Origin of the sequence: Desulfosarcina variabilis str. Montpellier (genome assembly GCF_048565275.1) — a bacterium.
GTDB lineage: Bacteria > Desulfobacterota > Desulfobacteria > Desulfobacterales > Desulfosarcinaceae > Desulfosarcina > Desulfosarcina variabilis.
The window spans coordinates 7,944,264-7,968,230 of sequence record NZ_CP159846.1; the positions used below are offsets into that span (position 1 = coordinate 7,944,264).

20 protein-coding genes and 1 riboswitch are annotated in these 23,967 nt (G+C 45.0%); of the genes, 11 read left to right on the top strand and 9 right to left on the bottom strand.

The window, feature by feature from the left end; all coding sequences use genetic code 11:
• The first annotated feature begins 222 nt into the window (after positions 1-222).
• From Dvar_RS35980 to cobT, 4 genes are all read left to right on the top strand, one after another.
• Positions 223-1,290 carry an alkane 1-monooxygenase gene (locus Dvar_RS35980; protein ID WP_419658141.1) on the top strand — a complete coding sequence of 356 codons (1,068 nt, stop codon included), beginning with the start codon at positions 223-225 and terminating at the stop codon, positions 1,288-1,290.
• A gap of 30 nt (positions 1,291-1,320) precedes the next feature.
• Positions 1,321-1,631: riboswitch (cobalamin riboswitch) on the top strand.
• Between the two features lie 202 nt (positions 1,632-1,833).
• On the top strand, positions 1,834-2,934 hold the full coding sequence (gene trpD / locus Dvar_RS35985; protein ID WP_419658143.1) for an anthranilate phosphoribosyltransferase: 1,101 nt from the start codon (positions 1,834-1,836) through the stop codon (positions 2,932-2,934).
• Between the two features lie 18 nt (positions 2,935-2,952).
• Positions 2,953-3,174, top strand: a complete 222-nt coding sequence (locus Dvar_RS35990; RefSeq protein ID WP_419658145.1) for a hypothetical protein — start codon at positions 2,953-2,955, stop codon at positions 3,172-3,174.
• Positions 3,165-5,273 (top strand): nicotinate-nucleotide--dimethylbenzimidazole phosphoribosyltransferase, encoded by a 2,109-nt coding sequence (cobT, locus tag Dvar_RS35995; protein ID WP_419658147.1) that lies wholly within the window; start codon positions 3,165-3,167, stop codon positions 5,271-5,273. The genes Dvar_RS35990 and cobT overlap by 10 nt, the downstream gene beginning before the upstream one ends.
• Positions 5,274-5,416: 143 nt before the next feature.
• On the opposite strand, the gene Dvar_RS36000 is transcribed toward cobT, so the two are convergent.
• Complete coding sequence (locus Dvar_RS36000) at positions 5,417-6,004, bottom strand: hypothetical protein (protein WP_419658148.1); 588 nt, start codon at positions 6,002-6,004, stop codon at positions 5,417-5,419.
• A gap of 719 nt (positions 6,005-6,723) precedes the next feature.
• On the opposite strand from Dvar_RS36000, the gene Dvar_RS36005 reads away from it, so the two are divergent.
• The 7 genes from Dvar_RS36005 to Dvar_RS36035 all read left to right on the top strand — a co-directional run bounded on the left by Dvar_RS36005 (position 6,724) and on the right by Dvar_RS36035 (position 16,087).
• Positions 6,724-7,371: a TetR/AcrR family transcriptional regulator gene (locus Dvar_RS36005; RefSeq protein WP_419658150.1), complete on the top strand. Its 648-nt coding sequence runs from the start codon at positions 6,724-6,726 to the stop codon at positions 7,369-7,371.
• A 232-nt stretch (positions 7,372-7,603) separates the two neighbouring features.
• Complete coding sequence (gene icmF, locus Dvar_RS36010) at positions 7,604-10,891, top strand: fused isobutyryl-CoA mutase/GTPase IcmF (RefSeq protein ID WP_419658152.1); 3,288 nt, start codon at positions 7,604-7,606, stop codon at positions 10,889-10,891.
• A 185-nt stretch (positions 10,892-11,076) separates the two neighbouring features.
• The gene (locus Dvar_RS36015) at positions 11,077-12,252 is read left to right on the top strand and encodes an acetyl-CoA C-acetyltransferase (RefSeq protein ID WP_419658153.1); all 1,176 of its coding nucleotides are present in this window, start codon (positions 11,077-11,079) and stop codon (positions 12,250-12,252) included.
• Between the two features lie 237 nt (positions 12,253-12,489).
• Positions 12,490-13,338, top strand: coding sequence for a 3-hydroxybutyryl-CoA dehydrogenase (locus Dvar_RS36020; protein WP_419658155.1), 849 nt, complete (start codon positions 12,490-12,492; stop codon positions 13,336-13,338).
• A 185-nt stretch (positions 13,339-13,523) separates the two neighbouring features.
• Positions 13,524-14,075, top strand: a complete 552-nt coding sequence (locus Dvar_RS36025; RefSeq protein WP_419658156.1) for a helix-turn-helix domain-containing protein — start codon at positions 13,524-13,526, stop codon at positions 14,073-14,075.
• A gap of 305 nt (positions 14,076-14,380) precedes the next feature.
• Positions 14,381-15,535, top strand: coding sequence for an acyl-CoA dehydrogenase (locus Dvar_RS36030; RefSeq protein ID WP_419658158.1), 1,155 nt, complete (start codon positions 14,381-14,383; stop codon positions 15,533-15,535).
• A 51-nt stretch (positions 15,536-15,586) separates the two neighbouring features.
• Complete coding sequence (locus Dvar_RS36035) at positions 15,587-16,087, top strand: amino acid-binding protein (RefSeq protein WP_419658160.1); 501 nt, start codon at positions 15,587-15,589, stop codon at positions 16,085-16,087.
• Between the two features lie 184 nt (positions 16,088-16,271).
• On the opposite strand, the gene Dvar_RS36040 is transcribed toward Dvar_RS36035, so the two are convergent.
• The 8 genes from Dvar_RS36040 to Dvar_RS36075 form a co-directional block, all read right to left on the bottom strand.
• A complete protein-coding gene (locus tag Dvar_RS36040) occupies positions 16,272-18,113 on the bottom strand; it encodes a hypothetical protein (RefSeq protein ID WP_419658162.1) in 1,842 nt (613 codons plus the stop codon).
• 12 nt (positions 18,114-18,125) lie between these two features.
• Positions 18,126-18,782 carry a hypothetical protein gene (locus tag Dvar_RS36045; protein WP_419658164.1) on the bottom strand — a complete coding sequence of 219 codons (657 nt, stop codon included), beginning with the start codon at positions 18,780-18,782 and terminating at the stop codon, positions 18,126-18,128.
• A gap of 2 nt (positions 18,783-18,784) precedes the next feature.
• The gene (locus Dvar_RS36050) at positions 18,785-19,273 is read right to left on the bottom strand and encodes a hypothetical protein (protein WP_419658166.1); all 489 of its coding nucleotides are present in this window, start codon (positions 19,271-19,273) and stop codon (positions 18,785-18,787) included.
• 1 nt (position 19,274) lies between these two features.
• Entirely contained in the window at positions 19,275-19,985 is a 711-nt protein-coding gene (locus Dvar_RS36055; protein WP_419658168.1) for an ATP-binding cassette domain-containing protein, read from the bottom strand.
• A gap of 429 nt (positions 19,986-20,414) precedes the next feature.
• Complete coding sequence (locus Dvar_RS36060; protein WP_419658170.1) at positions 20,415-21,473, bottom strand: hypothetical protein; 1,059 nt, start codon at positions 21,471-21,473, stop codon at positions 20,415-20,417.
• A 4-nt stretch (positions 21,474-21,477) separates the two neighbouring features.
• Complete coding sequence (locus Dvar_RS36065) at positions 21,478-22,554, bottom strand: hypothetical protein (protein ID WP_419658171.1); 1,077 nt, start codon at positions 22,552-22,554, stop codon at positions 21,478-21,480.
• Positions 22,541-23,275: a hypothetical protein gene (locus Dvar_RS36070; protein WP_419658173.1), complete on the bottom strand. Its 735-nt coding sequence runs from the start codon at positions 23,273-23,275 to the stop codon at positions 22,541-22,543. The genes Dvar_RS36065 and Dvar_RS36070 overlap by 14 nt, the downstream gene beginning before the upstream one ends.
• Positions 23,250-23,963 carry a hypothetical protein gene (locus tag Dvar_RS36075; protein WP_419658175.1) on the bottom strand — a complete coding sequence of 238 codons (714 nt, stop codon included), beginning with the start codon at positions 23,961-23,963 and terminating at the stop codon, positions 23,250-23,252. Before Dvar_RS36075 ends, Dvar_RS36070 begins: the two co-directional genes overlap by 26 nt.
• Positions 23,964-23,967 lie beyond the last annotated feature (4 nt).

A 23,967-nucleotide genomic window follows, 5' to 3' on the forward strand; every position in this document is an offset into this window, starting at 1 on the left:
TTTCACCTGCGGTTTGTAAAGGTTGGAATAATTCTCATTTTTCAGACGATAAACAGCCAGGGTTGTTGCACTGTAACGGCGACAAGGCTATAATGCGATTCCATTTACTCAAACCCAATTTCAGTTTGAGCTAAAGTCCGAAATAACGGGTCTGGACCTGTTGCTCATTTTCATAGCCTATTTGTAAGCCCCCATGAAGCCAAACCGTATAAGGAGCATTCTATGAAGGCGTTGGAGTATGCGTTGATTTATCTCGTTCCCGTCAGTGTGATCATCGGGTTGATGTCCGGCAACCTGTTTATCTTTTTAACGCCTTTGCTTGTTTTTGGCCTGGTTCCCCTGTTGGACCTGGCCTTTGCCAAGGATATCGACAATCCAACGGCCGACCAGGCACAGGCCCTTTCCGGCAACTTGATCTATCGCCTTGTTTTCTGGGGGTGTGTTCCCCTTCAGGTGGTCATGGTCGTGTGGGGCGCATCGGTGGCAACCGAGTGGTCCCTGTCTGTGGAGGAACTGATTGGGTTTACCCTGTCCATGGGCATCAGTTCAGCGGTCATGGGCCTTACCGTGGCCCATGAATTGGCCCATCGGGAAAAAGGCAGTCTTGAATACCTGCTCTCGAAAATCGTGCTGGCCACCGTCCTTTACGCCCACTGGGGCATGGACCATGTGATCGGCCACCACCAGGATTTAGGGACCCCCAAGGATCCATCCACAGCCAAAATGGGCGAATCGCTGTACCATTTCCTGCCCCGATCGATTTCCGGCGGGTTCAACCGCATATGGAGCATTGAAGCCGCACGCCAGGAACAAAAGCGGCGTCCCGTATGGAATCTTAACAATCCCATGGTTACGGTTTTGCTTGGGCAGGTGGTCTTGCTGATCGGAATTGCCCTGGCCTTTGGTGCGCCGGGCTTTTTCTACTTCGTTTTCCAGGCCATGATCGCCGTGTGCCTGCTTGAGACGGTCAATTATATCGGCCATTACGGCCTGGCCCGCGAAATCGCGTCCGACGGTAGATATGAAGACGTCGCTTTTCACCACAGCTGGAATGCCGGAGGCCGCCTGACCAGTCGATTTCTTTTCAACCTTGGGCGCCATTCGGATCACTATGCCCATCCGGGCCGGCATTACCAATTATTGCACCACCACGCGCACAGTCCCCAATTGCCCGCTGGTTATCCCGCCATGGTATTGCTGGCCCTGGTTCCACCGCTGTGGCGCTCGACAATGGACAACCGGGCCAGTAATTCATCCATTCAAAGGCTTCTGGCCCGGCCTGAAGACTGAAACATTGACAAAAGCAATCAATTTTGCTTATAGCCTTCTCGGCTGACAGGTGCGGGGCCGATTGTCAAATGCGGCCCCGTTAAAAGGAAAGATGGTGAAAAGCCATCGCATACCAGCCATTGCTGTGATCGGGAACGAGGTGCCGCTTTGCGCAATTGTTTAAAAAAACATTGCCAGGCCACTGTCGACAGGGTGTCGATGGGAAGGCGCGGCCAGTAGGAACAGCCCCCCATTTATCACCGATGAATGGGAGGGTATGTGTTTTTTGCTTGATTGTTAAACACAATCCCTTTTACCAATGCCCGTAAGCCAGAAAGCCTGCCTGTCCATTGCCTGGCAACATGCGTGTTATCATCGTATCACTGTATGCCGCCCCACGGATACCCGCTGGAAGCTGTCCGTATCGATTTCGTCCGGCCGTTCAGACGAAGGGATACAGGATTGGTTCAAAGCGGGTTTTTAATTGATACGCCCAGCATCGTCCCGTCTCCTCACCTGTCCGGCTCTTAAATTCGATTGACCCTAAATGGAGTAAAAAAGAGCATGCATACGGACAAATCCTTTGGCGAGTTGATCACCCACCTGATCGCCCGGAAGGACATGACCCGGGATGAATCCCGCAGGGCGTTCACCTTTATCCTGGAAGACAAAACCACGGCCATGCAGCAGGGTGCATTTTTGGCGGCCCTTACTGCCAAGGGGGAAACCGAAGCCGAAGTGGCCGGCGCCTGGGAAGCGATCTATGCACTGGACACGGTCAAAGTTTCGGCATCCGGCATGCCCCTGATGGAAAACAGCGGCACCGGCATGGACGCGTTTAACACCTTTAACATCAGCACGGCCGCCGCCATTGTGGCCGCATCCGCCGGCGTGCCCATGGCGCGTCACGGCGCCCGGGCCATCACCTCGGTCTGCGGCACCGTGGACATGGCCGAATCCCTGGGCGTGGACGTGGAATGCAACGCCGAGCTGGTGGCCCACAGCATTGCAGAAGCCGGCATCGGCCTGTTCAATGGAATGAGTCCGGCCATTCATCCCATGGCCCTGGGCCGTATTCTGTCCCAGATTCATTTTGGTTCCACCCTGAACATCGCCGCGTCCCTGGCCAATCCGGCCATGCCCCGCCACGGCGTACGGGGCGTTTATGCCCGGGAAATGATTGGGCCGGTGATCCGGGTCATGAAAGCAATCGGTTATCAACGCGCTCTGGTTTACCACGGCGCTGTTGACGGAACCGACAAGGGGATGGACGAGGCCTCGGTATGCGGCCCCACCTGGTGCGCTGAATTAGCGGAAGACGGCAGTATTCGCGAGTATCAATTAACGCCCGCCGAGCTGGGCATCGCGCGCCATGCGCCGGGCGATCTGGCGCCGGAAAGCGATCCGCAGCAGGAAACCAGGCGTTTCGTGGCCTTGATCCGGGGGCGGGAAAACGGCACCGGTGCCCGCCGCCAGGCTTTGGTCCTCAACACGGCCCTGATTCTGAATGTGGCCGGCAAGGCGGCATCGATTGATGAAGGTATGGTCATGGCCGGCAACGCCATCGATGACGGCCAGGCCTTTGCCACGCTCAAACGCTGGGTCAAGGCCCAGAATCGTCAACCGGAAGCGGGCCTGGCAACGCTTGGGCAACTAACCGACTGAAGAAGGAAAAAAGCGCCAATGGATCTGTTAATCATCAAATGCGGCGACGACTATATCCGCATCAAGGAAGACGCATTTTTTACCGTGGGCCTGGACAAGGCCAGTGTTTTTCCAATGCATCAGCTGGATCAAGTCAGGGATCGGTTAAAACAGGTTCAGTCCGGCGGATTTGTCCAGGCGGCCATCTATCGCTTGACCCTGACCGAACGACCCTTTGAGGAGGCAGGCGCATGCAATTAATACTCAGAGGATTGAAACAGATCCATATGGGTCCGGCAAAGGAGCTGGAATCTGTAGCCGGCATGACCCGCCTCAGGGTCCAATACTGCGGTATCTGCCGCACGGATGCCAAAATGTGGAACGAGGGTCACCGGGACCTGATTTTTCCGCGGGTTCCCGGCCATGAACTGATTGGCCAGGATGCCAAGGGCAATCGTTTTACGGTCTGGCCCGGCCGCGCCTGCGGCCATTGCCGGTACTGCACATCCGGCCGTGAAAATTTATGTGAATCCATGCAGATCATGGGCTTTCATTTTGACGGCGGGTTCAGTGACCACGTGCTGGCGCCGACGCAAAGCCTGATTGCGGTGCCAGGCGATATGGCCCCGCACCTGGTCTGTTTTGCGGAACCGGTCGGCTGCACGATCAACGCCATAGACAAGCTGGATATACGGACCGGCGAGCGGGTGATCATCTACGGCGGCGGCAGTGTCGGGTTGATTGCCGCCCTGGTGGTTCAATCCCGCGGCGGCATTCCCCTGGTCATCGAAAAAAACGCCCAAAAAATCGCCAAGGCCGAACCGTTTTTGAAAACCTGCCGGATCGACTGCCACAGGGAAACCCATCAGAGCGAATTCGATGCGGCCATCAATGCCTGTCCGGATCCCATTGCCTTCAGTCAAAGCGTTGTCAAGCTGGCCAAAGGCGGACGCCTGGCCTTTTTCAGTGGATTGGGCAAAAACCAGTCCATTGAAACCAACCTGCTCAATCTGATCCACTATCGGGAAGCATCCCTGTTTGGCGCCTACGGCCTGACCCGGCAGAACATGACTGCAGCTCTGTCCATCATCCAGTCCCATCAACCCGCCTTTGAGCACTTGGTTGAAGCCATCGTGGTACCGGCCCGGATAGGTGATATGCTGCCCCGGGTCCTGGCCGGCGAGGTGTTGAAAGTGATTCTGGATTTTACCGGAACCGCCCATCAGCCCGCAACAACCGTCCGGCCATCGCCGACAGCCGCCCCGCCATCGGATATTGGAGCCGGCCCTTCCTCCACGTCCGGCCTTTTTCGGCAAATCGGCGAGGCTGTCACAGCTGTTGAAAAAACCCTGCTGCCGGCCATCCAGCACAAGATGGACAACAAGACCAAGCCCCTTGGCGCATTGGGACGGCTGGAGGCACTGGCCATCCAAATCTGCCGGATTCAGCAAACCCTCTTACCGCGGGTGGACAACAAATTTGTGTTTGTCTTTGCCGCCGATCACGGCATCACCGAAGAAGGCGTATCGGCCTACCCGTCCGAAGTCACCGGGCAAATGGTCACCAATTTTCTGAACGGCGGTGCCGCCATCAACGTGCTGTGTCGCCATCATGGGATTGACCTGCGCATTGTGGACATGGGCGTGAGCACCCCAATCGATCCCCATCCGCTTCTGATCGACAAAAAAGTGCGCCCCGGAACACGGAATTTCGCCTTGGCGCCGGCCATGACCGATGCCGAAGCCATCCAGGCCCTCGAGGCTGGGATGACCTGTTTTTTGGATGCCCATACCCGGCAGCCACTGGATATTATCGGCCTGGGCGAGATGGGGATCGGCAATACCACCGCCGCATCGGCCATCATCAGCGCGGCAACCCATATTGCGCCTGAACAGGCCACCGGACGCGGCACGGGTGTGGATGATGCAGGCATGCGCCATAAGATCAAGGTCATTAGAAAGGTACTTGATTTCCAGCAGCCGGTTCCCACCGATGGTATGGACATCCTGTGCAAAGTGGGTGGATTCGAGATTGCCGGGATGGCCGGCGCAACCCTGGCCGCAGCGTCCAAGGGCGTTGCCGTCGTCCTCGACGGCGTCATTTCCACTGCCGCCGGTCTGATTGCCTATCTGATCAAGCCTGAAGTAAAAGATTATCTGATCAGCGGCCACCGGTCCGTGGAAACCGCCCAGGCCGCAGCGCTAAAAATGATGGGGCTCACCCCGGTGGTGGATCTGGACATGCGGTTGGGTGAAGGGACCGGCGCGGCCTTGACCATGGATATTGTCGATGCCGCCTGCCGGGTCATGCGCGAAATGGCTTCCTTTGATGAGGCCGGGGTGTCTAAACAAAAAGAATAAGGCGTTTAACCTCACGTTTCAGACGGTTTCGTAAAAAGTTCGAGATCAAGGCTTGTGGATTCCGAGGAATGAGGCGTACACAAAAGTACTCCGCAGTGACGAGGGATACGCATAACGCCGATATCGGGCTTTTTACGGAACCGTCAAAAAAACAACCGTAGTCCGGCACATAGAGCATTAGACCCGCCATCCTCGGCCATGGTGCCGAATCCATCGGAACGATGGTGCAGGCGCAACAGAAATTCCCAGGCAGCTGTTGGTTTTGCAAAGGTCAGTTCACCGAACCAGTAGATCAACCAACGGCTGCTTTCATCATTGGTTTCAAGCTCAATTTCAGGGATTTGGGTGGCATAGGAAAGTCCGATGCCGTAGGCGAAACTCGTTGCCAACCAATGATCCCAGGGAAACCGGTGCCAGCGTAGTCCAAAAAGGGGCAGATTGAATTCCCAATGGTCCTGATCACCGATGTATTTGCCCACCTGAGCCTCAATTTCAAGGGAGAGCCGGCCGGACCAGAATTTTGCAAATCTACTGGTGCCGGCAACCACGAAGAGGGCGGCATCGGCAAATTCAGCGCCCGGAAATATGGACCGCTCCCACGTTTCCTTGGTCAACTGCCCTCCGTAAACCGCCAGCCCCCACTCCTGCGCCGCGGTGGATTCAATCCCCACGCCCGAAACAACGACCCAAAGGGCCACACAAAGGAAACGATGGCATGTCTTTTCAAGCATGTTAAAGGATTATCATCAAACCGGGCGCCAGGCAAGCTTCAGGACTCGTCACGGCCAGGGTAACCGCATTTGGAATTTCTCTTCTATTTTTTCTGAATGCCCGGATTTGCCCGCTGTTTTTGAGTCTGAAAAGGGCGGTTTAAGAAACCCAAGGTCAGCTTTCAGCAATCAGCCGTTAGGCCTGTTTTTTCTTTGATGACATGGTGATACCTGGTTGAAGCCCATTCACGGCATTGTGGTTATCACGGCCACCGTAGGGGCAACCCCCCGTGGTTGCCCTTTACCCCTCCCATTTATTTTGTTAGCCGATCCACACAACAAGATGATGGCCCGACTTCAAAACCAGGGCAGGCACAGGGGCCTGAAAAAACAGGGCAGGCACAGGGGCCTGAAAAAACAGGGCAGGCACAGAGGCCTGCCCCTACGACCCGATCGACCGCATATTTTTAATCATTTTAATTCGTTATAAAAATCTGGATTTTTAGCCTATTTTTACTACCATGTGAGTCGGCATGAATTATTATAAATGCGGTTACCCTGCTCGTCACGGCAGGGTAATGGCATCGGTTAATTTGCTAATCGCTAACATCGAACGGCTAATCGCTCAATTTCCGATTGACAAAACCGGGGTCGATGGCTTACAAGGAAATACGACTGAGCGTTCGCTCGGATTTTTCATTTGTATTGAAGAATTTCAATTAATTTTCTACGATTTGGATATGCCGCAAAAGAAACAAACAAACAAGGAAATTCCGACCCTGGTCAAAAACCAGGCATTGGTGGAGCAACGGCGTCGCCAGATCGTGGATGCCGCCGTCACCCTTTTTATCCAGAATGGATTCCATAAAACCACCACCCGCCAGATTGCCCAGGCCGCCGGTATTTCCATTGGCTCGCTGTACGAATACATCGCCACCAAAGATGATGTGCTCTATCTGGTGTGCGATGCCATTCACGCGGAAATCGAGCAAGGCGTGGCCGACGCACTGGAACGGGCCAAACGGGGCAAGAACCCGCTGGCCGAGGTGATCCGCGAATATTTCATGGTCTGCCATCGCATGAACGACCATATCCTTTTGATTTACCAGGAAACCCAATCATTGCCCAACAAATGGCGGCGCATCGTGCTGGAAAACGAAATCCGCATCACCGGCATTTTCACCAGTGTTCTGGCCAAACTCATGACATCCGGAGATATGCCGCGGATTTCCCCGCAGCAGCTCGACCTGATGGCCCACAACATCTCCGTTTTGGGCCACATGTGGACCTTCCGGCGCTGGTTCCTGGCCAATCACTATGCCATTGAGGAGTATATCGATTATCAGACCCGCAACATTCTGGGGATGTGCCATGAGAATGCATCTTAATTGGCTTTTTAGAATTTAACGATGTTTGCATTGAAAATGTTAAGATATTGTTTCCCGGCCTTTTCCGGGTAACCCCAACGTGTTCATTGACGCTGCGGCCTGAGTCATGCAGCCGTTACAATCAGCAACTTTCCATGCTTGTCCGGACTGACCCCATCGGTCTGATCACGGAAAAAAGGAAAGTCACCCGCTCGACGGCACGCAATCACCAGGACCAGCCACAGGAGGACGCATGAACGACACCATCCAGGTTTATCGGCCAGCCAACAATGTGCGGGTCGTGACGGCAACATCCCTTTTTGACGGCCACGACGCCTCGATCAATATCTTTCGCCGTATTTTACAGAGCACCGGCGCAGAAGTGATCCATCTGGGCCACAATCGCTCGGTCAAGGAAATCGTGGATGCCGCCATCGAAGAAGATGCCCAAGGGATCGCCGTTTCCAGCTATCAAGGCGGCCATATCGAGTTTTTCAAGTATATGGTGGATCTGCTTAAAGAGGGCGGCGCGCCGCATATCAAAGTGTTTGGCGGCGGCGGCGGCGTAATCGTGCCCGAAGAGATCAAGGAGCTGGAAAAATACGGGGTGGCCAAGATCTACGCCCCGGAAGACGGCGCCCGCATGGGGCTGCAGGGCATCATCAACCACATGGTCGAGTTGATGGACTTTCCCCGGGCCAACCAGAGCGCCCCGGATCTGTCGGATCTGACATCCGACAATAAACTCATGGTGGCCAATCTGATCACCACCCTTGAACAGGCCAAAGCCAAACAAAACGGTCATCTGGCAAATTTCCGGCAAACGCTGAAAGAAAAGATCGCCGATCGCAAGGTTCCCGTCATCGGCATTACCGGCACCGGCGGCGCCGGCAAATCGTCCCTCACCGACGAACTGATCCTGCGCATGCTCCATGATCTCAAAGATATCCGGATTGCCATCGTCAGTGCCGATCCCTCACGCCGTAAAACCGGCGGCGCCCTTCTAGGCGACCGGATCCGCATGAACGCCATCGGCAGTCCGCGGGTGTACATGCGCTCCATTGCCACCCGGCGCTCGCATACGGAAATCCCCGAGGCGTTGGGGGAGGTGCTCGATGTGGTCAAGGCCGCCGGCTATGATCTGGTCATCGCCGAAACCGCCGGCATCGGCCAGGGCGACTCCCACATCATCGACCTGGTGGACCTGTCCATGTATGTGATGACCAGCGATTTTGGCGCCGCGTCCCAGCTGGAAAAAATCGACATGCTCGATTTTGCCGATCTGGTGGTGGTCAACAAGTTTGAAAAACGCGGCGGCGAAGATGCCGTGCGCGACGTGCGCAAACAGGTGCAACGCAACCGCATGGTGTTCGATCGTATGCCGGATGACATGCCGGTGTTCGGTACCATCGCCTCCAAATTCAACGATGATGGCGTCACCGCGCTTTACCATGCCCTTCTGGACACCATCAAAGAAAAAACCGGTGTGGCCTTCGATTCCAGCCTGCCGCGTCCGGATTCCAAGCAGTCCTCTTCCAAAACCATTATCATTCCTCCGGAACGCACCCGTTATCTGGCGGAAATCGCCGACACAGTAAGAAATTATCACAAGGAAACCCAGGCCCAGGCCGACGCCATCAGGCGGGTATGGCAATTGGAAGAGACCGCCAAGACCCTGTCGCAGGAGGCGCTCTCTGGAGATACGGCAGCCCTGGTCGATCGCCTGAAAAACGAAATCGCCAAGGCTCGCAAGGCGCTCAATGAGGAAACCGAAGCGTTGGTGAATGCGTGGCAGACCACCAAAGCCGCCTACTCCGGTGACGAGTTGGTCTATACAGTGCGCGGCAAGGAAATCCGCGTTCCTTTGTATACCGAGTCCCTGTCTCATCAGAAAATTCCCAAGATCTCCCTGCCCCGCTATACGGATCCTGGCGAGATCTACAGCTGGCTGCGACGGGAAAACTTACCGGGCTACTTCCCCTTTACCGCCGGTGTGTTTCCCATGAAGCGTGTGGGCGAGGATCCCACGCGCATGTTCGCCGGCGAGGGGGACCCGGCCCGCACCAACCGCCGTTTCAAGCTGCTCTCGGCCAACAGCGATGCCAAACGCCTGTCCACGGCCTTTGACTCGGTGACCTTGTATGGGTATGATCCGGACCGGCGCCCCGACATTTACGGCAAGATCGGCAATTCCGGTGTCAGCGTCTGCACCATCGACGATGTCAAGGTCCTTTACGATGGATTCGAGCTGTGCGCACCGAGCACCTCGGTATCCATGACCATCAACGGCCCGGCGCCCATCATGCTGGCCATGTTTCTCAACACGGCCATCAATCAGCAGGTGGAAAAATACACCGCGGAAAAAGGCCGGCAGCCATCTGCCGATGAATATGAAAAAATCAAGGCCATGGTCCTTGAAAATGTGCGCGGCACGGTTCAGGCGGATATTCTTAAAGAAGATCAGGGCCAGAACACCTGTATCTTCTCCATCGATTTCGCCTTGAAAATGATGGGCGACATTCAGGAATATTTCATCGAGAAAAACGTTCGCAATTTTTACTCGGTATCCATTTCCGGATACCATATTGCCGAAGCCGGGGCCAACCCCATCAGTCAGCTGGCGTTTACCCTGGCCAATGGCTTTACCTATCTAGAGTACTACCTGTCCCGGGGCATGCCCCTGGACAGCTTTGCACCGAACCTGTCCTATTTCTTCTCCAACGGCATGGACCCCGAATACACGGTGATCGGCCGGGTGGCCCGCCGGATCTGGGCCGTCGCCCTCAGGGAGAAATACGGGGCATCGGTGCGCAGTCAGATGCTTAAGTATCATATCCAAACCTCGGGCAGAAGCCTGCACAGCCAGGATATTCAGTTCAACGATATCCGCACCACCTTGCAGGCCCTTTGCGCTATCTACGATAACGCCCAGAGCCTGCACACCAATGCCTTCGACGAGGCCATCACCACCCCCACGGAAGAATCAGTGCGCCGCGCCTTGGCCATTCAGCTGATCATCAACCGCGAATGGGGCCTGGCCAAAAACGAGAACCCCTACCAGGGCAGCTTTATTGTCGACGATTTGACCGATCTGGTGGAAGAGGCCGTGCTCATGGAGTATGACAAGATCACCTCTCGCGGCGGCGTGCTGGGAGCCATGGAAACCGGGTACCAGCGCAGCAAGATCCAGGAAGAGTCCATGTACTATGAGATACTCAAACACACTGGTGAGTATCCCATCGTGGGCGTCAATACATTCCGGGATCCCCATGCCGACGGTGCGGATCTTGTCGAAGGCGCCTCGTGCATCGACCTGGCCCGGGCAACACCTGAGGAAAAGGAATCCCAACTGACGCGACTGGCTGACTTTCAGGCCCGCCACAAAGACCAGGCCCCCGAGGCTCTGGCACGGCTCCAGAACGTGGCCCTTTCCGGCGGCAACATCTTTGCTGAACTGATGGAAACGGTCAAAACCTGCAGTCTGGGGCAGATTACCGGCGCGCTTTATGATGTGGGCGGGCAATACAGGCGGAATATGTGATCGAAAGTGTTAAGTTTGAAGTGTTAAGTGTTAAGCAAAGGCACATCGTCGATTTTAACCTATTAATCAGACCCAGAGCCGTTGCTTAACACTTAAAACGTAACACTTAAAACCAAACAACAGCTGCTGAGCATTCATTCGAACGCCGAATGAGCCGGCAGTCCACTGATTTCAGGAGAAATTCCATGAACGAAGCAGTTATTGTCAGCGCTGTGCGAACACCGCTGGGCAGTTTTAACGGGTCCCTGGCCGGCATCGGCGCCACGGATCTGGGTGCCATGGTAATCGAAGAAGCGATCAAGCGCGCCGGAATAGAAAAAGAGAGTGTTGATGAAGTCCTCATGGGCCAGGTACTGCCCTGCGGTTACGGCCAGAATCCGGCCAAGCAGGCGGCGGTCAAGGCCGGCATGCCCTGGGAGGCGGAGTGCATCACCGTCAACAAGGTGTGCGGCTCGGCCCTGAAGACCGTAATGCTGGGCGCCCAGGCCATTCAACTGGGTGACGCCGATATCGTGGTCGCCGGTGGTATGGAGAATATGAGCCGGGCGCCCTACTACCTGGAAAAAGCGCGCTTCGGGTACCGCATGGGACCCGGTCAGTTGCAGGATTCCATGATTCACGACGGCCTGTGGGATATCGTCAATGATTTTCATATGGGCCTGTCCAATGAACTGTGTTCCGAGCGCTACAATATTAGCCGCGAGGACCAGGACCGCTATGCAGCCGAATCCTACAGCCGGGCCATGGAAGCCATTGAAAGCGGACGCTTTGATGCTGAAATCGTTCCCGTGCCGATTCCCCAGCGCAAAGGCGAGCCCAAACTGTTCAGCCGCGACGAATGCCCCAGAGACACGCCTTACGAGGCCCTGGTCAAAATGAAAGCAGCATTCAAAAAGGACGGATTGGGAACCGCCGGTAATGCATCCATTATCAGCGATGGTGCGGCGGCAGTGGTGCTCATGTCCCGGGAAAAAGCCGAGGCTCTGGGTTGCACGATCATGGCCACTGTCGGTGCCCAGGCCTCCTATGGCATCGATATGAAATACGTGCTGGTAGCGCCCATCTGGGCGATTCCCAAATGCCTGAAAAAAGAAGGCATCGGCATCGACGAGGTGGACCTGTACGAAGTCAATGAGGCCTTTTCCGGTTCCACCGTGGCCGTGATGAACGAGTTGGGGCTTTCCGCCGACAAAACCAATGTCAACGGCGGCAGCGTGGCCCTGGGACACCCCATCGGCGCCAGTGGCTGCCGGGTATTGGTGACCCTGTTGTATGAAATGATTCGCCGCGATCAAAAGACCGGACTGGCATCCCTGTGCCTGGGTGGCGGTGAGGCCGTGGCCATGGTGGTCAAACGATAGCCCCGTGAACCGAACACCTTATGGCTTATACCTTACACCTTATGGCTTATACCTTAAGCCTTACAGCTTATAGCTTATAACTTACACCTTAAAGCTTAACGCTTATATCAATAATACGTTATGGAGTTTAGTCGTTAAATGAGCTAAAATGCCGAAATTTTATGCGCTGTGCCATCGCACAGCATATCTATTCGGCATTTTACGCTGAACAACGACGAACAAAGGAGGAAGGAAAACATGGCAATCAACACGTATGGCGTGATCGGCGCCGGTCAGATGGGCAACGGCATCGCTCAAGTGGCAGCAACCGCGGGTCTCAACGTAATCATGAGCGATATCAAGATCGAGTTTGCCGAAAAAGGACTGGCCAACATTACCAAGCTGCTCAGCAAAGGTGTGGATAAGGGCAAAATCACGGCCGAGGACAAGGAAGCCATCCTGGGCCGCATTAAAATCACCGCTGATCTGAAAGATATGGCCGATGCCGATTTCGTTGTCGAGGCAGCCACAGAAAATGAAACCCTCAAGTTCAAGATTTTTCAGGATATCGATGAAATCTGCAAGCCCGATATAATCCTGGCCAGCAATACCTCGTCCATCCCCATTGGACGCATCGCCGCACAGACCAAACGCCCGGAGAAAGTCATCGGCATGCACTTCATGAACCCGGTGCCGGTGATGAAACTGGTCGAGGTAATCCGCGGTATCGCCACCTCCGACGAGACCTTCCAGACGACCTGGGACCTTTCTCTGAAGTTCGGCAAAACCCCTGCCCTGTCCCATGATTATCCCGGATTCATCGCCAACCGTATTCTGCTGCCCATGATCAATGAAGCGGTATTTGCCCTTTACCATGGCGTCGGCACCCGGGAAGACATCGATACGGTCATGAAACTGGGCATGAACCATCCCATGGGCCCGCTGACCCTGGCCGACCTGATCGGTCTGGATACCTGCCTGGCCATCATGGAAACCCTGTATGAAGGCTTTAAGGATTCCAAATATCGGCCCTGCCCGCTGCTTCGCAAATATGTGGAAGCCGGCTGGTTGGGTAGAAAAACCGGCAGAGGATTTTACGAGTATTAATAAAAAGGGTTGAGGATTCGAGGGGTCAAGGGAGGCTGGATCAAGGCCCCCAAGCCCTCGGCCCCTTGACGCCTCGGCCCCTGATTATTGGAGGGTTCAAGGGTATCTGGATCAAGGCTCCCAAACACTCGACCCCTTGAATCCTTGAACCCTTGACCCCTTGAATCCTCCCAAGGAGATAACCCATGCCCCCCAAAAAAACGGGCCGTCTCACACCAGTCGGCAAAAAGATTAAAAAAGCACGTACCGACAAGAAAATCACCTTCGACACCCTGGCCAACGAAACCGGCTTTTCAATCGACTTTTTAAAAAAAGTGGAAGCCGGCAAAATCACCCCACCGGTAGGCTCACTGCTTCAAATTTCACGGGCTCTGGAAATTGACTCCGGAGATCTGCTCAAAGATGAAGAAGATCGCATGCAGGATCGTATCAAGGCCTATACCAAGCGTACGGCCAGCTATGCTTATACGACGCTTACGCCGGGTGCCGAAAACAAGCACCTCAAGGCGTTTCGTGTAAAAATCGACGCCATGAAAGACCATGAAGGCGTCAGTTATAATCATGAAGGCGAGGAGTTCGTCTATGTGCTTGACGGCACCATCGAAGTGGTGGTGGGAGAACATGTCAACACGGTTGCCGCCGGTGAATCATTGCACTTTAATTCCGGTATCCAGCATCTCTTGCGCAACGTCGGAGACACGGACGCCGAACTGATTGTGGTCATATATAATCCATGATGAAATAGTAAAAAGTCACCGTTCGGACGGATTCGTAAAAAGCCCGAGATCAAGGCTTGCGAATCCTGAGGAATGAGGCGTACTGTTCGTACTCCGCAGTGACGAAGGATGAAGCGTAACGCCGATATCGGACTTTTTACGAATCCGTCAATCCATAATCGATTGCATCAAAACGGCGATACACACTTGCCCGGGCCGGCCTTGCATATGACTCACCCTGTCATTGGGCTGGCACGTATCGAACCATCCACACCCTTAGTCGAAGCGCGTGTCGCCAATGGTTATATCATACAAAGGATGAGGCTATGTCTTTCAAGCTGACCGACGAACAACTGATGATTCAGTCCATGGTGCGTGAATTTTCGCGCAAGGTTCTGGCTGAAACTGCGGCGCAGCGGGATAAAACCAAGGAATTCCCTGCCGCCAACCTGAAAAAAATGGCCGAGTTGGGCCTTTTGGGAATGATGGTCCCCTTCGACTATGAAGGGTCTGACTCGGATAGCGTGGGCTATGTGCTGGCCCTTTCTGAAGTCGCCTATTCCTGCGCCTCGACAGCCGTGGTCATGTCCGTGCACAACTCGATTGTATGCGAAAGCATTCTCAATTTCGGTACCGAAGATCAGAAACAGCACTATCTCAAAGACCTGGCCATGGGCAAGTATATCGGTGCCTTTGCCCTGACCGAACCGGAAGCCGGATCAGATCCGGTAAGCCAGCAGACCACTGCCGTACGGGACGGGGATCACTACATTATCAACGGCACCAAACGATTCATCACCACCGGGAAAAACTGCGGTTTGGTGATCGTGACGGCCAAAACAGATCCGGATGCGCGCCACAAGGGCATCAGTGCATTTATCGTCACCAAGGACAACCCGGGGCTGGTGGTGGGTAACGTGGAGGACAAAATGGGGCTTCGCGCCTCGGACACCACCGATCTGCATTTCGAGGAATGCCGGGTACCCGCCTCGGATATGCTGGGCAAGGAAGGCGAAGGCTTCAAGATCGCCATGAAAGGCCTGGATGGCGGGCGCATCGGTATTGCCGCCCAGAGTCTGGGTGTGGCCCAGGCCGCCTTTGACGCGGCGGTCCGCTACGCCAAACAGCGGGACCAGTTCGGGCAAAAGATTTCCAAGTTTCAGGGCCTGCGCTGGATCATTGCCGATATGGCCACCCAGATCGAAGCCGCACGGCAATTGACCCTTTCTGCGGCCGCCATGAAGGATCGCAAGGAGCGCTATACCATGCAAGCATCCATGGCCAAGCTGTTTGCCTCTGAAATGGTCAACCAGATTACCGCCAAAGCCCTGCAAATGCATGGCGGATATGGCTTTATTTCCGATTATCCGGTGGAGCGCTATTATCGGGATGCCCGGGTGTTTACCATTTATGAAGGCACGTCCGAAATTCAGCGCGTAGTGATCTCCAACAATATCCTCAAAGATAAACGCACGCCTTGAAAAACCAACCATCCGTTGTATCGGCAGTTTAGGGCCACAAAGGAGGCAGTCATGGTCAGAACAGAAATATCCTTATTCCTAAAAAACGAACCCGGTGAACTGGGCAAACTAGCCCAGCTGATGGCTGACAGCAACATCAATATCGATGCCTTGACCATTCAGGATGCATCGGCCTATGTGATGGAACTGTTCAAAGCCCGGGGCAAGTCCCTCAAGCGTATTGCCTCGGCAGCCAGCTACAATTCCATGCGCAAGGATTCAGCGCAGTTCGCCCTGATCCGCTTGCTGGCCGAAGACGGGAAAACCAATGCGGCCATCGATTTGTTGTCCCAGCACGATTATACCTTCGACATAATGCCGGTAATCGCTGTTCAACTGGATAACAAGCCCGGTGAATTGGCACGTCTCTCTTCAAAGTTCGGCGAAGAAGGCATTAACATCAACTATGTTTACGGCTCGGTCGCCGGCCCGGATGCAAAATGCCTGTTTGTTTTTTGCCCCGAAGATATTGAACTGGCTTCATCTATTTTTGATAGGGAAAATTGTTCATAATATAGTCGTTTTTCGATTTTTTTGGGAGGGAAAAAAGAGGCTTTTTGGTATTTCCACCGATATGGTTTACCAGCAGATGTATAATATCTGAGTTCGATCGACAGTTACGATAGGGTTTCAAATTTTGGTAGCAAGCTTTCGACAAACTGCATTTTAAATCAAAATTTGAAGCCCTCAGATATTATTATTTATCTGAAATAATGCGAAATCCTTCACCTTTGAAAATACCATATTTCATTGTTTTTATCTCATCTTTAGAAGTCATTAGTCTATATTTCTTAACACTATTTTGATTGATCCATTTAATGAATTGATTTATACTTCGTTTTTCCATGCATAACATCGCATACTCTTTTGGATAGTCTTTTATAATTTCAATGCAATCTCTGTCCTTGATAATATCGTGGTAATTTAAATTATTATGGGATAAAAATATATCTACTGTTGCTTTTCTTATTTCATTTTCTGAAATGTAAAAAAAACTATCTCCAGTAGCTATTTTTTTCATTTTAATGTTTATTCCACAACAATTTTCATTATAAGTTTCATCATATTTTGTAATAGAATAAGGATCAGGTTTTGTGTGAGTAACATCTGAATATTTTCTTGAATCTGCGCTACGTTTTTCATAATTTACAGTTAAAGTAAACAATACCCCAATTTCGCTTCTATCGGTATAAGTTTGGATATAACTATTTTTGAATATAGGTATAAAAACTGATGATGCTTTATTATATTCTATTAGTGTTCCATTATTGACAATAGTTTGGATGTTGATCGTTTGTTTTTTGATTAAGTCACTAATTTCAATTAGTATTTCAGAAAGCGTGTTTTTGACTCCATTAATAAAGTCTTTTGAATATCTTTGTTCCATATGAACAAATTTATACTCAAAGCTTTTTTCGATCATTTTACGTTCATTTAGTTTACTTTTTTGAATGTTTATTAATAAATCTATGTCTTCAGTATTTTTAAGATTGAGCTTGCTCAGTAAATTGTAATTTGTTCTTTCTTTTTCATTTTTTAAATAAATTTTATTTTTTATTTCTGTTGTGTATTTTAGGTTAATCCTTTGTATTTTTTCTAAAACATTATTGACTCTTTTTTCTGCGGATTGAATTTTTGAAGTGATGTCACCAAAGGATCTTAAATATCCATCAAGCTCATTTAAATATCTTTCCGATTCATGCCCAAAAATTTGTTTTATAAATATAATTAATTCTGATTTTTCTTTTGGGTTAGCTAAATTCCAATGCTTAGTGGAATAGTTTTGAAGTTTTTTCTCAACGAGATTCTGCTTAACGCCTTTTCTCCTTTCTGTAAAAGGTTTGAATCTATACATATGATTAAAAAGAAACATAGACATATTATTTATTCTTAAAACCAAATCTTTTCCATCAAAACTTCTGACACCATCAATTTCAACAGAACCATTCTGTTCAGAAATTATTGTATCATCTTTCAAAGTAAAAAGATTTGTGTTTGATTGATTGATTATTTTAGTTATACCGTATTCTTCAATGATTTCTGGAACAATTTCTAAATCTATAAGCTTATTTTTAAATCGTTCATATTTAAGTGGAATTTCTATAAATGAAGCATATAAAACTGGTATATAGACATCATTATTACTTTTAATGAGGGATGAAATTGATTTCTGCTTATTTTGTTTAAGTATTTCAATTTGCTTTTTTAACGATTTTATTTCGTCTATATTGTTAATAACTTCTTCTAAGGTAATATATTCTTCGTTAAGGGTTCTAATTCTATCTTTGTAAACTTCAAATTTTTCTTCAAATTCATTAGCAATTTTGAACTTAATCTGTTGCGCCGTTTCTTTTTCGATGTTTTCTGTAGGATCAATTAGATTTATATTATCCATTATTTTTTGATCCATCAAATGGAAATCTTCAATATTTTTAAAGTTAATAGTTAAAGCATAAATGAACTTATTTTCTGTATCGTATAAACTATTAATTAAAAAAAATATTGTTAAAAATAATATTAATTTAATATAATTTATCATTGCTTTTCTTTTTTATTTAATTATTTTTTTTATATGTTCATTATATTTTTTGTTAATCCTAGTATTGTTTGTATTATTGTATTCGATTTTTATATTTGATATCATATTTTTTTTAAGATATTTGATATATTCCTCTTGATTTTCAAAATAGGTTATTCCTTCTTCGTTAACAATTTTAGCTGGCATCCAAATTGCCATCAATTTTTTATAAATTTTCTTGATAATTATTTTTTCTTTAAGGTATTCAGAACATATAATTTCAATTTCAAAAAGCGCTTTATTATCCAATAAATATATTATTGGCAATTCCAAATGCAGGTTTAAGGTTACAGAACTATCTTTTATTTCTTTTTGGTATTCAGATCCATATAAAAGATATCTTGAAATATTCAGTTTATATTTTTCTTTTAACTTTATTGCATAAATATCTTCAATTCCTTCAAAATTGAAATTAAATTGTATTATTTGAGGAACATCGTATATGTTGAAAATGATTAATTCACCGTCGTCATCAATATTAATTTCTTTTGTTGTTCTTTCTTTAAATATTTTTTCAAAATTAATTATTTTATTTGACATTAAATTTTCATTTTTTTTTAAAATTTGCTTGCATCCATAAGAAGAAAGAATAACTATAGCAAATATTATAGATAAGCTTTTAATTCTCATTTTTAATAAATTCTATTATTATATAGTAGTTCAGTATTATTTTTCTGAATTATATTAATAAATGAAAGATATGACGACACAGTAATATCATCTAAAATTTCATTACTAAGATTTTCAGCATTGGGAATATATTCGACAATTTTTTCACCTATTGCATTCCACCCTTCGAGACTAATAATACCTGATTTTAATTTTCTTTGATATAATAATATATCAGCTTCATTTTGGAGTAAAAATTTTTTAACATAATCTTCATTATCTGTAGCTATATGATTTATAATTTCATTGTAATTAGAGTCGATATGAAAAATTATATTTGAATTAAAATGATCCTTAAGTATCATTTTTAATTTGTAATTAAAAAGTGATACTTCACCTTTTTTTGACTTAGTCAATAAAATAATTTTTGTAAAACTGTTCTCATCACAGTTTCCAATATTGGCCATCATTGTGGCAATCATAAAAAGTAGTATTAATGTCTTAATTTTCAAACTATACCTCAAAAAGCTTCTTGTTTTTTATTGTCAATAAACGATCTATTCTATGATCTTTCTTTAGATGTTCTTTATGTGAAATGAAAAAAAGACCTTTTCTTTTTCCTATACCTATTTCTTTTGAAAGCAACCTTTCCCATATCGCCATTTCATCTTCTATAGGACATGATCTTAACATTTCATCTGCGAAGATGAAAGGAGAATCAATCATTAAGGCCCTTGCAATTGAAACCATTTCTTTTTGTCCGTTTGACAAACCAATAATCTTTTTTCTTTTTGCTAAACTTTTGAGATTTAAAAAGTTGTCAATTTCACTCCCTTTATCAAAGGAAAAAACATCATATAATAACGAAAGTTTGTTTTCAATTATATTTTTTGGTTGTTTAGTAAATACCGCTGGAAGGATAATGTTTTCTACTACGCTAAGATTGTTTAGAAAATAAAAATTAGAATAAATCATACTTATATATTTGTATCTAACTTTATTTGCTTCATAAATATTCCTGACCTTGTAATTGTTCCAGTAGATTTCGGATTTATTGCTTTGGGCTTTTACCAATCCGGAAAGTATGTTGAATATGGTTGTTTTTCCGGATCCTGAAGGACCATAAAGCAAAGTAATTTTTTTTTCAGAAAGTTCAATATCACAATTATCAAGATAACAGCGATTATCATAATAAACACTTAAATTTTTACAATAAATACTCATATTATCAATTCTCACTACAGACCATTTTATTGTTAAGTGTTTTCTCAAAAATCATTACAATAAATAAAATAATAACTGTTGATATAAATATCGCTATATAATTATCGATACTTAACTTTAGAGGTGCAAAATAAAATTGCTTCAAAATTTTATTGCTGTAATAATGAATACTTAAAATTAGTATTTGCGAAAAGGCTAAAGACAATAGCAATATAGCGGCTGTTAACCAAGTAAAAATATAGGTTTTTAGACCATTTATTATCATCAAATACAAATCCGATTTAAATATTATATAAAATTTAAATAATCTAACCGTGACAGCAATAATCATTATTATGTTAAATAACAAAGTTAGGCAAAAGAGTGCAATATAGATAACTTTTCGTTGAAGTCCCATATTTGGATAGCTTTCTATTTTTGCTACGACTTTCAAATTGGAAAATTTTTTATTAATAAATTCGAAAATTTTTTTTCTTTAAATATATCACAATAAATATTGATTAAATTGAATTTATTCTTAGTATTAAAAATAGAATCAAAATTCTTTTTATTCATTAAAATAAGATTTGTATTATAATTTTTTTCTGGCTCGAATTCAAATGATTCTATTATTTCTAAATCAATGGTTGTATTATCGTTTTGAAGAATTGTGCTTGTAATATAGCCATATGAACTAACATCCCTCATTAAGTTTCTTGTTATTAAAACTGGATTAGAATCATATGATTTCCCGAAGATCAAATTGAAATATGCAAGGATGCGTTTTTCTGAGTATACACTAAAACTATTTTGTTCTTCACTCTTATTAATATTATGAGCGTAATTATCAATGCCTATACCAGTATATCGAATATCTATAAAACGATTTAAAAAATCGTTTAGAAAGTTTCCAAAAATTGGTAAAAATTCATTACTAATCAGTCTTAACTTTGCATTATCATCTTTATTATAAACTTCCATATCTATAATTTTATCTTTATATCTAATTGTACATTTTCCATCTTGAAGATATTCAGGTTTTGATATTTCGATAAACCATCGTCCAAATTTTCCAATATTAATAACTTTGCACCGGAATTTTTTAGTATCTTGATATATTTCTATTTCCTGCTTATCATCAAAATCAATAGCCCATAACACTATATTTTTCTTTAAAGTTTGGCACAGGTTTCCTGTATCCTTATTTTCAAGCACAAAAAAACCATCGTCTAATTCTTTAAAATAGCCTTTATAGGTTATATCAACATCATTTTTGCTTTTTATATTTTCTATAATTTTGTCTACTTCTTTTTTACTTATACTATTATTGAATTGAGCAGAAATATTAGGCGTGAATCCAGTGTTCAAAGAGTAATAATAGCTATAAAGGCCTAATGTTAAAAAAATTAAATACTGTAGAACAAATAATGATATTAATGAAAGAAATAATCCAAAAATTTGCCACAGATATCCTTTAATGAAATTATAAAGAATTTTTATGAAATTCATATCCCTAGCTTATAAAATTTTTATTACTTTCATTATTAACAACTCGAATACATGCAAAATTACATAATAACAAAACCATTATCAACACTGATAGAGAAGATTGATTATAAATTATGATATTTGAACAGTTAAATTTCAATAATTTTTCTATTGAATACAAAATAAACAGGCCTAAAAAATATGACAAAAGCAAATTTGCTAGGAAATAAACATTAATAGCACTACAAAAAAAAGTAAGTATAAATTTCTTACTAATTCCATAAAATACAGAAAAAGATATTAATTTTTTTATTTCATCGATAGAATCTTTTGTGATTCCCATAATCATTATGCATACGACTATAAATAAACATATAGTAAAGATATAAAATGCCATATTCATTAATTTATAAAACATTTCATCGGAAAATGGTATTCTTTCTGTCCACCGCACAACTTGAAAATTTATCCCACTATTACTTACTATCTTTTCTATATTGTCATAATTTTCAGTATAGATTGATGTAATATTCTCTCCCAAATTAAGTTCTTTACTTAATGAATCAGGCATATAGATCCATGGCTTACTTCCTGCCATATCAAATTTCATAACCTTTACATAAACCAACTTATTTTTATCACCAACTAAATACAGTTTTTTTTGGTCTTGTTCATGGTTCTTATAAATTCTTTTCCACAAGTCGCTATTAAATAAAACACTTTTTTCATCTTTTAATGATTTACGAACTAATTTGGGTGCAAACTGAGATTTTGTTGATCTAAAACCAACGTTAAAAATTATGACACTATTCGTATTTTCGCTAAATTTAATTTCTAAATTTTTAGATAAATATAGAATTTCTTTTTCTAAATCTAATCCAACATCATCGATGTCTACTTTTTGCCCATGCGTCAGCAAAAATGCATTCGGATATAAACCCTTTAATTGTTCGATAAATGTGTTTTTAAAAGATTTTACAATATTGTTACAAACTAAAAAAATTGAAAAAAAAAGAATTAAGTTAAAAAATACAAAATACTGTCTATAGGAAGTTAAAAAATGATTTCTAATAACCGAGACATATATATTAGTAATTTTCATTCTGACCTATAAAATCTGATGTAAATTCAATATTAATATTTTCACTTGGATTTTGCTTTAGAAAATTGTATATCGTTTCTTCCAATACATTCTTAGATCTTCCTGAAAATTCCATATAATCAGTTTTAAATTTTAACAAAACCGTCTTTTCAGTAATTTTTTCATTTTGATATAAATATAAATTTAGTTCGACATATTTATCTTTTTTTTCCCTAAAAAGGCTGTTTTCAATTTTCATTTGCAATTTTTTCTCAAAAATTGACCATACCAATTTATCTATTTTTTTTTGTATTAATGTTTGTTGTAATTTGTACTGATCACTATTGATTATATTATAAAATTTGAAAATATCATCTTTTGTCAAACAACGTGGACCAATACCAATTAATACGTATTTTTCATTGTTATTTACGTTGCTCAACTCCCGGTTATATCTATTTATACCAGCACTCATACTATTATATACGTCAAGGCCGATATCGGATAATACGGTGTTGATTAGTTTTTTAGATTGAACTTTGCATTTTTTTAATTTTGTTAATTGATTATTTGAAAACTGATTTAAATTTCCGTCATATTCATTACCGTTGCAATAATTATAAGGAGGAGGTATTATCAGTATATTTTTTGCATATAATAAGTTGGCATCTATAGAAAAAAGAGCTGTTAAAGATAACAATATTGTCAAATAATAATCAATCCCAAAACGAATTTGGCTCATTTTCCTTTCTCCCACTGTCATCAACACTGATGTTGTTACCAGAATTCTCATCTTTTATATCTTCTTCATAATTGGATGGCTCAAAGTTCTCTTGAAGTGCCTCATCAAATGCCTCAGATATCGCCAAATGAATTTTTTGTTTTAGTTTATTGAAATGGACAAATGATTTTTTATCAATTTGTATATACTGCATTCCTAAAGTATTGCTATCCAAATTATAAACTCTGATAACAAAATTCAATTCATCTGTTTTTCCGTTTATGAATCTTTCGATATGATGTTTTTTTATTTGGTCAAAAATTAACAGTTTTGCTCTATTACATTTTGTAATCAACTGAAGATACTTATCAGCAGAACGTCGAACTGAATCGTGAAAATATTTGACTGCTTTGCTATTACTTGGTAAAAGAGCAATATTATTTAAGCTGCATTCCACTGCACTTTTTGGCTTTATTGATTTATTATTGATTTTGGCTGCTACCCTTTTAAAGGAAGTGTATTTCATCCAATAGCTTTCTTCCATCAAATCTTCAAAATTTAAAGCCCATTCTTTATTTTTTATGTCATTAAAATTTTCCATGCTTGCAAATATTATATAATTAGGACTTTTTGACAAAGCTACAGATGGAATAACTAAAAGAGAAAAAGTTGTTAAAACAATCCAATATAAAAGCCATAGATGTTTCATTGAA